The sequence below is a fragment of the Priestia sp. 3CA3 genome (assembly GCF_056836725.1).
The window spans coordinates 21,927-38,239 of record NZ_JBXENJ010000003.1 but is presented as its reverse complement, the minus strand read 5'-3'; the positions used below and the strand labels follow the sequence as shown (position 1 = coordinate 38,239).

General features: G+C 39.0%; 14 protein-coding genes. 13 read left to right on the top strand and 1 reads right to left on the bottom strand.

The features are described 5' to 3' along the window. The first annotated feature begins 78 nt into the window (after window positions 1-78). The 13 genes from AC1VNJ_RS09610 (at window position 79) to AC1VNJ_RS09550 (ending at window position 14,187) form a co-directional block, all read left to right on the top strand. The gene (locus tag AC1VNJ_RS09610) at window positions 79-279 is read left to right on the top strand and encodes a DUF3311 domain-containing protein (RefSeq protein WP_482640724.1); all 201 of its coding nucleotides are present in this window, start codon (window positions 79-81) and stop codon (window positions 277-279) included. Further along, the gene (locus AC1VNJ_RS09605; protein WP_098113773.1) at window positions 276-1,739 is read left to right on the top strand and encodes a sodium:solute symporter family protein; all 1,464 of its coding nucleotides are present in this window, start codon (window positions 276-278) and stop codon (window positions 1,737-1,739) included. The genes AC1VNJ_RS09610 and AC1VNJ_RS09605 overlap by 4 nt, the downstream gene beginning before the upstream one ends. An 85-nt stretch (window positions 1,740-1,824) precedes the next feature. Beyond that, complete coding sequence (locus AC1VNJ_RS09600) at window positions 1,825-2,004, top strand: hypothetical protein (protein WP_328241097.1); 180 nt, start codon at window positions 1,825-1,827, stop codon at window positions 2,002-2,004. Window positions 2,005-2,598: 594 nt separating this feature from the next. Further along, window positions 2,599-3,906 carry a sensor histidine kinase gene (locus tag AC1VNJ_RS09595; protein WP_482640723.1) on the top strand — a complete coding sequence of 436 codons (1,308 nt, stop codon included), beginning with the start codon at window positions 2,599-2,601 and terminating at the stop codon, window positions 3,904-3,906. Window position 3,907: 1 nt separating this feature from the next. Beyond that, window positions 3,908-4,831: a response regulator gene (locus AC1VNJ_RS09590; RefSeq protein WP_482640722.1), complete on the top strand. Its 924-nt coding sequence runs from the start codon at window positions 3,908-3,910 to the stop codon at window positions 4,829-4,831. A 216-nt stretch (window positions 4,832-5,047) separates the two neighbouring features. Beyond that, window positions 5,048-6,319 carry a cation:dicarboxylate symporter family transporter gene (locus tag AC1VNJ_RS09585; protein ID WP_028407730.1) on the top strand — a complete coding sequence of 424 codons (1,272 nt, stop codon included), beginning with the start codon at window positions 5,048-5,050 and terminating at the stop codon, window positions 6,317-6,319. Between the two features lie 389 nt (window positions 6,320-6,708). Further along, window positions 6,709-7,173 carry a C40 family peptidase gene (locus AC1VNJ_RS09580; protein ID WP_013055770.1) on the top strand — a complete coding sequence of 155 codons (465 nt, stop codon included), beginning with the start codon at window positions 6,709-6,711 and terminating at the stop codon, window positions 7,171-7,173. A 195-nt stretch (window positions 7,174-7,368) separates the two neighbouring features. Continuing rightward, window positions 7,369-8,244: an N-acetylmuramoyl-L-alanine amidase family protein gene (locus AC1VNJ_RS09575; protein WP_328173823.1), complete on the top strand. Its 876-nt coding sequence runs from the start codon at window positions 7,369-7,371 to the stop codon at window positions 8,242-8,244. A 217-nt stretch (window positions 8,245-8,461) separates the two neighbouring features. Then, window positions 8,462-12,274, top strand: coding sequence for an Ig-like domain-containing protein (locus AC1VNJ_RS09570; protein ID WP_482640721.1), 3,813 nt, complete (start codon window positions 8,462-8,464; stop codon window positions 12,272-12,274). 183 nt (window positions 12,275-12,457) lie between these two features. Next, window positions 12,458-13,300 (top strand): aldo/keto reductase, encoded by an 843-nt coding sequence (locus AC1VNJ_RS09565; protein ID WP_084595966.1) that lies wholly within the window; start codon window positions 12,458-12,460, stop codon window positions 13,298-13,300. 92 nt (window positions 13,301-13,392) lie between these two features. After that, window positions 13,393-13,569 (top strand): hypothetical protein, encoded by a 177-nt coding sequence (locus tag AC1VNJ_RS09560; protein ID WP_165573266.1) that lies wholly within the window; start codon window positions 13,393-13,395, stop codon window positions 13,567-13,569. 197 nt (window positions 13,570-13,766) lie between these two features. Then, window positions 13,767-13,934 carry a Fur-regulated basic protein FbpA gene (locus AC1VNJ_RS09555; RefSeq protein ID WP_080974226.1) on the top strand — a complete coding sequence of 56 codons (168 nt, stop codon included), beginning with the start codon at window positions 13,767-13,769 and terminating at the stop codon, window positions 13,932-13,934. Between the two features lie 49 nt (window positions 13,935-13,983). Further along, the gene (locus AC1VNJ_RS09550; protein WP_016766443.1) at window positions 13,984-14,187 is read left to right on the top strand and encodes an IDEAL domain-containing protein; all 204 of its coding nucleotides are present in this window, start codon (window positions 13,984-13,986) and stop codon (window positions 14,185-14,187) included. A 528-nt stretch (window positions 14,188-14,715) separates the two neighbouring features. Here the strand turns inward: AC1VNJ_RS09550 and AC1VNJ_RS09545 are convergent. Next, window positions 14,716-16,071, bottom strand: coding sequence for an arsenic transporter (locus tag AC1VNJ_RS09545; RefSeq protein ID WP_033578244.1), 1,356 nt, complete (start codon window positions 16,069-16,071; stop codon window positions 14,716-14,718). Between the last annotated feature and the right edge of the window lie 242 nt (window positions 16,072-16,313).

Sequence of the window (16,313 nt, the reverse complement as noted above, 5' to 3'; positions counted from 1 at the left end):
CAAGCATTTCTTCATTGAATGGACAGAATATGTGGTAATATAAAGAAGTTAGTTTTAGAAAGTCGGAGGAGTTTAGTCATGAAATTTATCTATATTTTGTCTGTCCTTCCGTTCGTAGGCACATTAGGGTTTCTTCCTTTTGTTAATCGAGTGACTCCGTTTGTTCTCGGTATGCCGTTCAATATGTTTTGGATGGTGATATGGGTGGTGCTTACGTCCATTATTTTAGGGGTTATGTATAAGCTTGATCCCAGAAATCGGGAAGGGGAAGAAGAATGAATAGTGCACTTATTATTATTTTACTATTTTTAGTGGCAGCTATTTTTCTTGGCATACGATCAACCAAAGGCAAGGATATGAACTTGGAGCAGTGGACGGTAGGCGGACGCGGTTTCGGGGCTATTTTAGTGTTTGTGCTGATGGCCGGAGAAATCTATACAACGTTTTCGTTTCTAGGCGGAAGTGGATGGGCTTATGGAAAAGGAGCTCCTGCACTTTATGTCTTAATTTATATTAGCTTATCATATGTCTTATCATACTGGCTTCTTCCTGTTATTTGGAAGTATGCAAGAGATCATAAGCTCGTCTCGCAGCCTGATTTTTTCGTAAGCAAATATAAAAGCCCTTACCTTGGTGTGCTTGTAGCTGCTGTAGGAGTGATTGCGGTCATTCCTGTTATTGTTGTGCAGTTAAAAGGATTGGGAATTATTGTATCACAAGCATCATACGGTGCCATTTCAATGCCGGCAGCCATTTGGATGGGAGCTATCAGTTTAACGCTGTATGTGATGATATCCGGTATCCACGGTTCTGCATGGACGGCCGTTATTAAAGACATTATGATGCTTGCTGTGATTGGATTTTTAGGTATTTATTTACCTTTTCATTATTACGGAGGATACGGTCCAATGTTTGAAGCTGTGAATACAGCGAAGCCAGGATTTTTAAAGTTTCCTGAGCAAGGATTAAGCGTCTCGTGGTTTATTTCGACGGTTATTTTGCTAGTACTTGGGTTTTATATGTGGCCGCAGGTGTTTAGTTCAAGCTATACAGCGAAAAATGCAAAGGTATTTCGTAAAAATGCAATTATTAGTCCTCTTTATACGCTGATGCTGCTCTTTGTATTTTTTGTTGGATTTGCAGCTATTTTAAAAGTTCCTGGTTTAAGCGGAGGAGACGTGGATCTTGCGCTATTACGGATCTCAATCCAAACGTTTGATCCTTGGTTTATTGGAATCGTAGGAGGAGCGGGTTTGCTGACAGCGCTTGTGCCGGGATCGATGCTGTTAATGAGTGCGTCAACGCTGCTGGCGAAAAATATTTATAAACCGTTTGCGCCTCAAGCAAGCGAAGCGCATATTGCTCGTTTAGCGAAAAGCTTTGTACCGGTTGTGGCTCTTATTTCCGTTTACTTTACACTAAACGGAGGAACGACGCTGTCAACAATTATTTTAATGGGCTATAGTCTAATGACACAGCTGTTTCCATCTCTGCTTTTCAGTTTGAAGAAAAATAACTTTGTAACGAAACAAGGAGCAGCGTGGGGGATTGTTGCTGGAATTATTGTAGTGGCCTATATTACAATCAGCGGCTCTACGATTGGTACGTTGTTCCCGTCACTGCCTCAGCAAATGAAAGATATCAACGTCGGATTTATTGCGCTGCTTATCAACTTTATCGTAATGTGGGCAGTCAGTATGCTCACAAAGCAAAACGAAGCTGAGACAAAAGTATATTAGACGAAGTGAAAAACGAACCATTGATCAACACGTTTGATTAGTGGTTCGTTTTTTTGTTAGGGTCAACGGTAGACCCTTCTACCAGTTGATTGGAGGGCAAGACGAAGACTCCTGCTTGAAAAGCGGAACAGGTGAGACCCCACAGGAGCGCAAGCGACGAGGAGGCTCAGCGGCCGCCCGCGGAAAGCGACGTCTTGCACGGAAATCAACTGCGGTGTCACAAGCGGTTCAGCTCATGTCTACCGTTTGTTCGTCTTTAGATTAGATTCATTTTATTATATCTCAGCCTTGTTTTTTCTAATCAAATAGCAAAGAGCCAAAGGAATAGGATCATCCTTTGGCTCTTTACGTGGCTTTTAACCGATAATTTGTAAAATTTCCTACATCAACTGATTTACGCTAAAGCGGGAACTCGGTCGTTATAGTAAATAACTTCCGATAGGATCTTACACCCTTTAATCTCCTGAAATGTCTTTTTCGCCTCTACCTCTGATTCAAATTCAAACATAGTCGGACTTTGGTTTTTCGAGTAAACGGTAATGATCCACATTGTAAAATAAGCTCCCCCTGTAAAATAATAGTTTTCCTTTTTAGTGTAGCTATCAGGTGATGTAATAATAATTGAATAGTTGTGATACAGCCTCACATTTTAAAAGGTACTTCTACTATACAACAAAAATTACAAAATAAAACAAGAAAATCTAAAAAACTACAAAGAATAATGAAAGAGAATAAATAACCGTTTATATATGGGCTATATTTATAAATGGAAGTGGGAGTGTAAAAAATATAGGAAGAGCGATTGTCTTTTAGATTGCTAAACTATATACTTATGTTCAAAAAGTGCAGGACGTGAACGATGAAAGTTGATACGGTAGTAAAAAAAGATGTTTTACTCATTTTGGTGATGATAGTTGTTGTGCCGCTAGCAGGAGAGCTTAAATATTATCCTTTTCATGATACGTATAGAGTCAGCTTTGCTGTGCCCATTTTTTTCTTTTCACTGCTGCTTTTAAGAAAGGTATCTCCTGTAATACCAGGTATTTTAGTTGCGAGTGCTATAGTGGGCTTTCGAATGTACCTTGATTGGTATAATTACGAATCATTTGATTTTCTGCATTCTTTGCAGATCAGGTGTTCAGCGGGGATTTATTATCTTGTTTATGCCATTGCTTTTTCTTGGTTTAAGATTAACGATTTTCATTCAAAGCCGTGGATTATTGGTATATGGAGCATCATCATCGAAACGGTTTCAGGTGGCATGGAACTGCTTTGTATGTATGTGATGGTTCACCATCATATTGTGTTTCCAGAGTTCATGCAAATTTTTATTGTAGGCGTCTTTCGAAGTTTCTTTGTTTTATGCCTGTTTAGCATGATCAAACTTTACGAAGGGCAGCTGAGAGAACGACAAATCTCTCAAAAAAATGATCAGCTGCTTGTTGTGCTTTCAAATTTATATGAGGAATCCATTCATTTGAAAAAAACGCTGCAAGACGCTGAAAGAATTACGAAAAAGTCGTATGATTTGTATGAAGAATTACACGAAGCGGATATCCACCAGCTTACTTCACTGCACGATTTTAGCCAAAAAGCATTACAAATTGCAGGAGAAGTACATGATATTAAAAAAGATAACCAGCGGATATCAGCAGGACTGTCCAAGGTCATTACAAAAGAAGAATTTTCTGAGTATATGGAAATCGAAAGTCTGCTTCAAATCGTCATGCGCAGCAACGAAAAATATGCGGCGATGTTAGCAAAAGATATTCATTTTTCATATTCGATTTTAGGAGAGCATCCTCGCTATCACGTGTACTTGTTTTTATCATTAATTAATAACCTAGTAACGAATGCGGTCGAAGCGATTGAAGAAGAAGGCGCGATTATTATCGATGTATGTCGAGAAGAAGACCGCATTTTATTGTATGTAAGAGATAGCGGTCCCGGAGTGAAAAAAAGGCATGAACGTCTCATTTTCAAAGCGGGATTCACATCCAAATATGCAAAGGACGGAACGCCTTCTACGGGTCTTGGGCTTGTCTACGTTAAGCAAATGACCGAGCAGCTGGGAGGGAATATTCAATTTGTTAATCTGTCTCCAAGCCCCGGTGTTCAATTTGCTATAGATTTACCTATTTCTACGTTAATGGGGGATAAGGACTAATATGCGATTTTATATCATAGATGATGACGAAGTCTTTCGTTCAATGTTAGCCGAAATTATTGAAGATAATGATCTAGGGGAGGTTATAGGAGAAGGAGAAGACGGGATCGTGTTAAATGATCAAGTTTCTTTATTGCAGCAGATCGATATTTTGTTTATTGATTTGTTGATGCCCATTCAAGACGGAATCGAAACCGTGCGCAAAATAAAAGATACTTTTAAAGGCAAAATTATTATGATGTCACAGGTAGAAACAAAAGATTTGATTGGAAAAGCCTACTCGCTTGGCATTGAATACTATATCACAAAGCCGCTTAATCGTATGGAAGTGCTCATGGTCATTCAAAAAGTAATTGAACGAATTCATGTTCAACAATCAATGGAGAAAATTCAAGAATCGTTAAATACCGTACTTAATATAGGAAACCAGCAAAAAACGCCTGCTTCTGGTAAAAAAGAAAGCGATCCGGCAGAAGCGTGCAGGTTTCTTTTAAGAGAACTTGGGATTTTAGGAGAAAGCGGAAGTAAAGATTTAATTGAAATCATCAATTACCTGCATCAAACGGAAAAAAGCACGATGTATGAACAGCATTTTCCTTCTCTCAAAGAAATTTTTGAGAAAATTACCGTGAGAAAGCTTGGTTCATCTTTTACAGAAGACGTGCTGCAAAAAGAAATGAAAGCAGCTGAGCAGCGAGTAAGAAGAGCCATTTATCAGTCTTTAAATCATTTGACCTCTCTTGGGATGGTTGACTTCTTTAATCCTAAATTTGAAAATTACGCTTCTAAGTTTTTCGATTTTTCAATGGTGCATCAGCGCATGAGAGATATAGAAAAAGGAACGGGAAAAAGCAGTACTCCGAGCCGTATAAATGTAAAGAAATTTATCCAAATGCTCTATTATGAAGTCAAACAAACGCTGTAGTAAAAAAACTACAGCGTTTTCATTTTGTAATTTTCTAAAAACTTTTTGTTAGTTTCAGTAGGTTTTTGTTAGATTTTGTGATGCCTATGATAATGTAATCTTATGAATAAAAGAACTACTTAATAAACAGTTCTTAATGGAATTGTATCTGTTGAATACATTAAGTGCAAATAAACAGCTTCGAGCTGTTAGAAAAAAGAAGGAAGGTGCAAAGATATGTTCAAAAAGCTTGGATTAGCAGGACAAATTCTAATTGGTTTGATTGCAGGTATTATTGTAGGGGCTATTTTTTACGGAAATCCTAAAGCAGTTGAAGTGCTGCAGCCAATTGGAGACGTATTCATTCATTTAATTAAAATGATCGTGGTGCCGATTGTTATATCTAGTATCATTGTGGGCGTTGCGGGTGTTGGTGATATTAAGAAGCTTGGTAAATTAGGCGGAAAAACAATTCTTTACTTTGAAATCATTACAACGGTTGCCATTGTTGTAGGATTATTAGCAGCTAACTTGCTTCACCCTGGTACTGGTGTGGACCGCAGCGGTCTTGAAAAATCAGATATCAGCAGCTACACATCAACGGCAGAAGCTACAGAGCAAAAAGGATTTGTAGAAACATTTGTTCACATCGTCCCAACGAATGTATTTGAGTCAATTGCTGCAGGCGACATGCTGCCAATTATTTTCTTCTCGGTCCTATTTGGACTTGGAATTGCATCAATCGGTGAAAAAGGAAAGCCGGTTCTAAGATTTTTTGAAGGCACGGCAGAAGCGATGTTTTGGGTAACGAATTTAGTTATGAAGTTTGCACCGTTTGGCGTATTTGCATTAATCGGTGTAACCGTATCAAAATTTGGACTAGCGTCTCTGATTCCGCTTAGTAAGCTTGTAATTGTTGCTTACGGCACAATGATTTTCTTTGTATTAGTGGTGCTAGGACTTGTAGCTAAATGGGCAGGCGTTAACATCTTCCATTTATTAAAAGTGCTAAAAGATGAATTGCTATTAGCGTTTTCAACTGCAAGTTCAGAAACAGTATTACCGCGTATTATTGCAAAAATGGAAAAGTTCGGATGTCCTAAAGCCATTACATCTTTTGTTATTCCGACGGGATATTCGTTTAACTTAGACGGATCTACTCTTTATCAAGCGCTTGCTGCGATCTTTATTGCGCAAATGTACGGTATTGATATGAGCATCACACAGCAAATTTCACTGATATTAATTTTAATGGTTACATCTAAAGGAATTGCAGGAGTTCCGGGCGTATCGTTTGTTGTACTGCTTGCAACGCTTGGATCTGTAGGACTTCCGGTAGAAGGGCTTGCTTTTATCGCTGGAATTGACCGTTTGTTAGATATGGGACGTACAGCGGTAAACGTAATTGGAAACTCACTTGGTGCAATCGTCATTTCAAAGTGGGAAGGTCAATTTAACGACAAAGACAAGGAAGCTTATATTAACGAAGTAACGAAAAAAGTATCGTAATTACAAACGTATTTTAGTTGAAGGAAGATCCGAACGAGTAATCGTTCGGATTTTTTTGTGACGATGGTAAACGTAGGTTGTTATGCAGTTGCTTCTAGTGGTTGATTTCCGTGCAAGACTCCCGCGGAAAGGGAAGTCTTGCACGGAAATCAACAGCCGCGTAACGAGCAATTCATACTAGCTCATCTATTCGTCTGTAGATTGGATTGACTTATGCCTCAACCTCTTTTATACATATCCAAAGATAAAAATTCCTAAGTAACCATTTTGTAACATTATTTAATCATAGCGTAATAGTTTTTGAGGCTTTTTTCATTATAATTAAACCGAACACATTGAAAAATAGGTTCATAGAAACGTAACGTTCGGTTACATAATGGAGGAAAAAAATGAAAAAAGCCATCATTGGGTCTATAACGGCAGCTGCAGTTTTATTTAGCGGAGCCAGTCCGTTTATTGCACCTGCTCAAACAGTAGAAGCAGCGTCATATTCATACAAAGATACGGCTATTGCTACTGGTAAAAAATTAATAGGTGTTCCTTATAAATGGGGAGGCACAACAACAAAAGGTTTTGACTGCTCTGGATTTATTCAATACATTTTCAAAAAAGCTGGAAAAACACTTCCGCGCACAACGGAACAAATGTATCGAGTAGGGACAAGCGTTTCAAAAGCAAAGCTTCAAAAAGGAGATTTAGTTTTCTTTCAAACGTATAAAAAAGGTCCTTCACATGTAGGCGTGTACTTAGGGAACAATCAGTTTCTTCAAGCTTCTACGTCTAAAGGCGTGACAATTACATCTCTTAGCAACAGCTACTGGAAAGCACGTTATATTGGTGCAAAACGGATTTAACCATCCGTCATTTTTTTAGAAAACAACACTACATTATGTAGTGTTGTTTTTGTTTGCATATACATAACGTATTGCCAATATTATTTTTAACGTTTTATACAAAAAAAACCATATTCTGTGAGATAATAACGTTAACACATTTTGTACTTTAACATAAGGAATATCCCACTCTATTCGAAAGTTTGGTGAGCGAAGATGAAGCGCTTAGTATGGAGTTATGGAATAGGTATTGTTGCAATAGTAGCAGTACTCTCATTTTTCTTTATGATGAAAGGTCAAACAGAGAAAGCCGTCGTTAGCGGAGATGTACCAAAAGCTCATGCGCAGGGAGAAAGAGTGAAGCAGCCCATCTCACAGTTCCAAGCAGTACAGCCTCATGAAGCAGGTAATGAAGTAAAAAATGTAAAAAACAACATGCCTGAAAAAGCCGATCCTCCTCCGTTTTTAGTCTACATTGACCCTGGTCATCAAGCTCAGGCTAACCTAGAGAAAGAGCCAATCGGGCCGGGAGCAGCAGAAACAAAAATAAAAGTTTCGGGAGGTACATCAGGTGTGGTGACCAAGAAGCCGGAATACAAGCTGACGTTGGAAGCCTCTATGATATTAAAACAGCTTCTCGAAGAAAAAGGCATAACCGTAAAGCTTACTCGCAGTTCTCACGATGTGAATATCAGCAACCGGGAACGAGCGGAGCTTGCGAATAATTCAAAAGCTGACTTACACGTACGTATCCATGCAGATGGTTCTGAAAATACTTCTGTAAAAGGATTTTCTGTGCTCACTCCTGCAGAAGATAATTCCTATACAAAGTCTATTTATCAAAGCAGTTTACAAGCATCTCAAGCTATTCTGACAGAGGTGGAAGAAGATCAGTTTGTCGAAGTGGACGGCATTCGCTATCGCAGTGATCTTTCAGGATTTAACTGGTCGACTGTACCCGTAACGCTAGTTGAACTGGGGTATATGACGAATTCAGAAGAAGACCGGAACCTGTCTGATCAGGCTTACCTTACAAAGCTGATGAATCATGTTGCAGACGGTATCGTGGCATATGAAGGAATGACAAAATAAAAGGTGGAAAGACCTATAAAAGCGTGTGACTAAATCAATTGATTTATGTCACACGTTTTTTTTGTCGTTCATATGATATAAAAAAGCGTTTTTTCGACAAAAAAATGGACGAGAAGAAAAGAAAACTAGGTAAAATGCTTTAATTTTTATAAAACTGTGTCGATATAACGAGAGATATTAAAATGCGTTAGACAGTACATGAAAATGGGGGAACAAGATGAGAAAGTTAACGGCATTAGCTTTAGTACTAAGCGTACTGCTGTTTCAATTCACGCCGCTTGCTAGCGTGAAAGCTGAAACGGTAGAACCAGTTGTGTCTGTAAAATTAGTAAACTATTTAGGAGATCAGCATGCAATTACAATTAAGCCGTCTTATTTATACACTATTAAAAACTCGGATTTGGTCTTAAATGCAAATACGGAGTATACGGTAACCGCAACAACTCAAGGTGTCACTTTAAAACAAGGAAGCACTGTCTTAGGTGAATTTACAAGCTTTGAAATTACACCGTCTCTTTATAAAAATCCCGTATCTATTAACGGCAGACAGTACTTAGGTGACGTGGCGTTTACAAATGAAAAGGGAACGTATGTCAGACCTGTTAATACGCTCCCGATTGAAGACTATTTAAAAGGCGTTGTGCCAAATGAAGTCTATACATCTTGGAATCTGCAAGCTTTAAAAACTCAGGCGGTAGCAGCAAGAACATACGCAATGAGCTATGCAGGAAAAGTAATCAATGACACGGTAAGCTATCAAGTGTACGGTGGCTATACGTGGTACGACAGCACAAACCAAGCAGTAGATCAGACATTCGGACAAGTAGTTACCTACAACAATAAATTAATCAACGCCGTTTTCTCATCAAGCAACGGGGGAAGAACCGAATCAAACAGCAACGCTTGGGGAGGAACTCAGCTTTCTTATTTCCCTGTGAAAGAAGATCCATACGATAAGCAGACGCCGTGGACGTTAGCTATTCAAAAAACGCAAATTGATTTAACAGGAAAAGATTTAGCTAACTATAGCGCTTGGTGGAATACGGTTTCTGAAAAAGATAAAACCGTTACAGATAATTTGAAGTCATGGTTAGTAGCCAATAAGCATCCTGGTAAAACGATTAAAATTACGTCTATTCCAAAGGTGAGTTTTTATGCTCCTTCATCAGGAGGTCGTGTGACTAAAGGTGCAATTACAGTGGACTACCTCGTTAAAGGAGATGTAGACAGTTCGCAAAAACTAGTGGTTCATCATTTGGAATTAAAAGATTTAACATCGACGAAGCTAAAATCAATGTTAAACAGCCGTGCGATGCTTAGTCTGCTTGTAACGGAAACAAATGAAACAAGCACATCAACCACTTTTAATGGTAAAGGAAATGGACACGGTGTTGGAATGAGTCAATACGGTGCTCAAAAAATGGCAAGCCTAGGCAAAGACTATCGTGAAATTTTAGATTTTTATTATCCAACGACTACTCTTTTAAGTTTTTATACAACAAAATATCCGCGAAAAGAGCAGGAGCAAGAACCACCGAAAGATACGGTTGCACCTGATGCACCTTCAGTTAATGCATTAGGAGATAACCAAACATCGCTTACGGGCGTGACAGAACCAAATGCTTCTGTTATTGCAAAAGTGGAAAATGAAGTAATTGGAACGGGTCTTGCTGATGAAGCTGGAAAATTTGCAATTACGATTGCCAAGCAGCCAGCAGATACAAAAGTGTCTGTAACGTCTAAAGATGCAGCTGAAAATGAAAGCACGGCCACAGTAGTGACCGTAACGGATCAAACGCCGCCTTCTGTTCCAATTGTAAATGAAGTAAGTGACCAAGATACGACCGTAACAGGCGTAACAGAAGCAAACGCCGCCGTGACGGTAAAAGCAGGCGATGCAACGTTCTCTGCAGTAGCGGATGGTAACGGTACATTTACTGTTTCAATTCCAGTACAAATAGGCGGAACAACAATAGCGGTAAGTGCAAAAGATAAAGCAGGAAACGAAAGCCAAGCGCCTTCTTTTGCGGTTAAATCTACGTTAAAAGCACCGCTTGCACCCAAAGTAAATGAAGTAAGTGATCAAGACACAATGATCAAAGGAACGGCTGAAGCAAATGCGACGGTCATCGTTAAAAACGGAAGTGTTCAGCTTGCAGCAGGCAACGCAGATGCCAAAGGAAATTACAGCATCTCGATTGCGAAACAAAAAGCAGGAAGCATGCTGTACGTGACAGTTCAAAATGCAGGTGGAACAAGTTCAGCCGCTGCGGTGACCGTACAGGATAAAACGGCACCAGCTGCGCCAAAAGTAAACGCAGTAAGTGATCAAGATACAAAAGTTACAGGTACAGCAGAAGCAAATTCTACAGTTACGGTAAAAGTAGGAACTACAACTGTAGGAACGGCTAAAGCAGGTGCAAATGGAGCGTTTTCTGTTTCCATTTCTCATCAAAAAGCGAATACAAAGCTAAGCGTACAAGCAAAAGATGCAGCAGGAAATAGCAGTACTGTATCGACTGTAACTGTTACGGCAAAGCAAAAAGCTCCGGTAAAACCAACAGTTAATGAAGTGAGTGATCGAAGTACAGCCGTTACGGGTACCGCAGAAGCAAATGCAACGGTTGTCATTAAAAACGGAAGTCTTCAGCTTGCAGCTGGTAAAGCAGATGCTAAAGGAAATTACAGCATCTCGATTGCGAAACAAAAAGCAGGAAGCAACCTGTCTGTAACGGCTGGAAACACAGCGGGCGTGAGTCCAGCTGTAACTGTAACCGTGCAGGATAAAACAGCACCCGTTACACCAAAAGTGAACGCTGTAAGCAATCAAGATACAGTCGTAACGGGAAGCACAGAAGCGGGCGCGGAAGTGCATGTGAAAATTGATAAAAAAGTAATTGGCAAAGGAAATGCCAAATCGGATGGAACGTTCAGCATCACCATTCCCAAGCAGCCTGCTGCTACAAAATTAGCTGTTATTGCAAAAGATGCAGCTAATAACTATAGCTCCAATGCGTTTGTAACGGTTAGTGCCGTACAGACAAAACCAGCGCTTCCAACCGTTAATACGCTTACTGAAAAAAGTACAGCAGTAACGGGAACAGGAGAAAAAAATGCGTCTATTTATATTAAAGTAGGCGGAAAAATTATTGCGAGTGGAAAAATTGATGGGAACGGCAAGTTCAGCGTGAAAATTCCTGCTCAAAAAGCAGGAACAGAAGTGACGGCCGTGCTGCAAAATAAAGTAGGATACAGTCCGTATAAAATTGTAAAAGTACAAGACACAACCCCGCCGGCACCTCCGGCGGTTGATGCCGTTACGTCTTTGTCCACATTTCTCTCTGGAAAAACGGAAGCAAATGCTGTGATTACGATTAAAAGCGGTACAAAAGTAATCGCGTCAGGCAAAGCAGATAGCAAAGGGCAATTTAAAGTAACGATTCCAAAACAAACAGCAGGCGTAAAGCTGGCTGTTACAGCAAAAGATGCAGCTAATAACTACAGCTCCAATACGTTTGTAACGGTTAGTGCCGTACAGACAAAACCAGCGCTTCCAACCGTTGCTACGCTTACTGAAAAAAGTACAGCAGTAACGGGAACAGGAGAAAAAAATGCGTCTATTTATATTAAAGTAGGCGGAAAAATTATTGCGAGTGGGAAAATTGATGGAAACGGCAAGTTCAGCGTAAAAATTCCTGCTCAAAAAGCAGGAACAGAAGTAACGGCCGTGCTGCAAAATAAAGTAGGATACAGTCCGTATAAAATTGTAAAAGTGCAAGACACAACGCCGCCGGCACCTCCGGCAGTGAATACCGTTACGTCTTTGTCCACCTTTATCTCTGGAAAAACAGAAGCGAATGCCGTGATTACGATTAAAAGCGGTACAAAGCTGATCGCATCAGGCAAAGCAGATAGCAAAGGGCAGTTTAAAGTAACTATTCCAAAACAAAAGGCAGGCGTAAAGCTGGCTGTGACGGCAAAAGATGCCGCTGGAAATACAAGTTCAGCAGTCAATATAAACGTTAAATAAAAACAAAAAAGAATTCTCTGCGGAGGATTCTTTTTTTAGTGATTTTTAAGTGGGATAGCAGGTTACTAAAAAGTTACCTTAGAACTTTGAAGTGCCTAACTTACTTTAAAGTGGGTTCTATCTTTTTCTTTTTTTCTGTTTCATAATAACAAATGTAAAGAAATTAGCAGGGGGTTTTTTATAATGAGTAATCATTTGCAAGATACAGTAACACTTCACAACGGAGTCAAAATGCCTTGGCTTGGACTAGGTGTATTTAAAGTAGAAGAAGGGCCTGAATTAGTGAACGCCGTGAAAACAGCTATCGTCAAAGGCTATCGCAGCATCGATACGGCAGCTATTTATGAAAATGAAGAAGGTGTAGGAGAAGGAATTCGCCAAGGTCTGAAAGAAGCAGGTCTTTCACGCGAAGACATTTTTGTTACATCAAAAGTTTGGAACGCAGATTTAGGCTATGAAGAGACGCTAGCTGCTTACGAAACAAGCTTACAAAAGCTTGGCTTAGAATATTTAGATCTATACTTAATTCACTGGCCGGTAGAAGGCAAGTATAAAGAAGCGTGGAAAGCATTAGAAACGCTGTATAAAGAAGAAAAAGTAAGAGCTGTGGGCGTAAGTAATTTTCAAATTCATCATTTAGAAGACTTAATGAAAGATGGAGAGGTTAAGCCTGTTATTAACCAAGTTGAGTATCATCCTCGTTTGACGCAAAAAGAGCTGCATGCTTTTTGTCAAAAGCACGATATTCAGCTAGAAGCATGGTCTCCGCTTATGCAAGGAGAATTGCTAGATAACGATGTGTTAAAAGAAATTGCTGAAAAACACGGCAAATCAGTTGCTCAAATTATTCTGCGATGGGATCTGCAAAACGGAGTTGTAACGATTCCAAAATCAACAAAAGAACATCGTATTGTTGAAAATTCATCGCTATTCGATTTTGAATTGGATGCTGAAGACGTAAGTAAAATTAATGAATTAAACCAAAATCACCGAGTAGGTCCAGATCCGGACAACTTTGATTTTTAATAGAAGAACTAAGAGGCTGGGAGAAACGTATTTTAGCCCAAGTGAAAAACGAACCATTGATCAACAAGTTTGATTAGTGGTTCGTTTTTTTTATGGTGAATACAGCTTCATCTGTTTCGTCCTTCCAGCGGTTGATTGAAGGGCAAGGCGAAGACTCCTGCGGGAAAAGCGGGACAGATGAGACCCCGCAGGAGCGTAAGCGACGAGGAGGGTCAGCGCCCGCCTGCGGAAAGCGAAGCCTTGCATGGAAATCAACGGCGGTGTCATAAGCGGTTCAGCTCATGTATCTCATTTGTTCGTCTTTAGGTTGGATTCAGTTAGTTCTGTCCCGGCCTCTTTTTATGCATTATTACATAAATTTAACATTTTCTTCACAGTAAGCTAAAGGACGGGCCGTATCATAAAGAAAGGTCGTGAAATATAGAGAAATCATTTCATTTTTAAGCGTAAAATAGGCGGTGTAACGATGACGAAACAAGCTTACTCTCACATACAATGTAAAAAAACATCAATGATTGATTTATTGCTGGATGCAGGAGTTTATAAAAAAGGAAACAAGCAGCTATACGAGCTTACGCTTCAAGAGCTAGAATCAGAATACGAAGCTGTTTCACAGCAGCGCATATCTCCATGAAATTTTGATACATTGCTAGAATTTGTTATAATAGAGGAAAGGATAGGAGTTGATTTATATCGAAAAGCACCCGACAGACTCGCAGCCCATCCGTATGGATATCCTCGATTCTATATTTGCTAAAATGGTATTAAATAAGGCTATCCGAGATTTTAGAAGAGATCAAATTTTACGTGAAGTCGATCAAACATTAGAAGAAAGAAACAAAGAAAAATTTTTTCAATTAATTGAAGAATTAAAATCAATTTCGTAAAGGGCGTTCGCGCGATAGAATTTGATTTTATCATTTTAGCATATAAAAACAGGTAAGAAGCGGCATGCTTAGTTACCTGTTTTTTTGTCGTTTTATTGTAAAACAAGGCCTGATATAAGAAGTGCACCTTGCTAGTAAACAGACAAAAAGAGCAAGTCTAATGTACTCACTCTTTTCAGAAAGGTATGGGTGTTAATGAGAAAATGAATGTCACTCTCTAAATGTTGCGTGTGGGGTTTAGAAAGTTCTATGCATCTGCATATTTTCTACTTCATTCGCTCTATGTATTGTTAAAGTAACAATATAACCATATCTTATCACATGAAGGAAATTCGATTCAATATATTTATTGATTTTCTTTTTAAATTGTTCTAAATAATTAGTGAATGTAAAAAAATGTTTTTATTGGGTGAATGTGTATCTATAAAAAACAATAGAAAAATATAGTGGGGTTTTTATGGGAGACATTTGTTTATTTCTGACGGACTGTAAGCTTCAAAAGAGTACAATCCGTCCTGTAAATCAGTATTAAGAAAAAATGAGCTGAACCCAGTAGAATAGGAGGAAAAGAGTAACGATCGTGGTAAGCGGGATAACAATAAGTGATACTTTTAAATAATCTTTCCATTTTACCTTGATATGATTTTCTTTTAAAATATGCATCCAAATAAGAGAAGCCAGTGTTCCAATCGGCAATAAAAGCGAGCCCATATCACTTCCAATAATATTAGCAAGATAAATGGTTTTAAGAGTAATAGGATCGAGCCCCATTTCAGTCAGGGTAATGGTTCCAACCATCAGGGCAGGGTGATTGTTAAACAAGTTAGAGAGAATAGAAACAAGTCCTCCCATGATAAAGCTTGCTTCAAAAAGTCCTCGATTTACAATTGGTTCGCAAACTTTTACAAGCAGCTCCGTTAACCCTACGTTATGCAGTCCGTAAATAATAACGTACATCGAAAAGGCAAAAACAAAAATGTGCCACGGCGTTTTCTTTAAAATATCAATCGGGTTTGTACGTAAGTGATACCATCTCCAAACAAGCAAGATCAGTGAGCCGAGTACAGCAACCAATTCGATTGGTATGCCGAAATAAGAGGCGACAAATAGGAGACAGCGCATAACAAACACAAATAATAAAACTTTCAGCATAAATTGTGTGCGTTTACGTTTTGTTTCAACAGAAATGCTTCCTTTTAAGGGGTGAAACTGTTTCGTAAAGAAACTTTCTTCTATATCTTTTGAAGCATGCGGCAGTTTTTTTGGCAAATGGCGTTTTACGACCGTATACATGAGCCAAGACATAAATAATAAACCAAGTGTCGCCGGTACAAACATCATCGCCGTGTGCATATAAAGCGACATATGAACAATTTTTAAGGCAATCAAATTGACAATATTACTTACACCTATAGGCGCGCTGGAAGCGGTAGCAATAAGCGCTCCACTTAAAAGGTAGGGGATCTGCTGGTGGGGTTTTAGCTGAAGGTTTTTCAAAAGTAGAATTAAAATTGGAGTGGTAATTAAAATACTGCCGTCATTATTAAATAGTAAAGTCATTAAAAAGCAAAGCAGTTGAATGTACCAATATAATCGGTACCCTGAGCCTTTGGATAAACTCACTAGTCGTGCAGCTGCCCAGTGGAAGAATCCAAAACTTTCTAATATGACGGCCATGACAATGGTGGCAATAATGGTGATAGAAGCGCCGCTTATCTTTGCAAAAATATCAACAATGTCTGATTTGGATACAATCCCTGTAAGCAGGATAATGGCTGCTCCTATGGCTGCCGGCCATGCTTCGTTGATGCCGTTTGGCCTCCAAAAAATGACGAGCATTGTCATTGTAAACACGAAAATGGCAATTCCAATTTCAATATTCATCAGTATGCTCCTTTCTTCTAAAATTTGTAATGAATATACCCTTGCATGTCCCTTACACTCTATTTATATTCATTTATTACTAGAAGGATTGTGCATAAGACCATTTTTGCTAATATGTTTGTTTATCTTGCCAAGGCACGTATCATCTCGGGAGAGGAGCCTATAAAAAAGGGGCTGGGACATAACTAAATCCATCCAATCTAAAAAGAAATCAATTGAATAAAGGAGCTAGTATGCGTTGC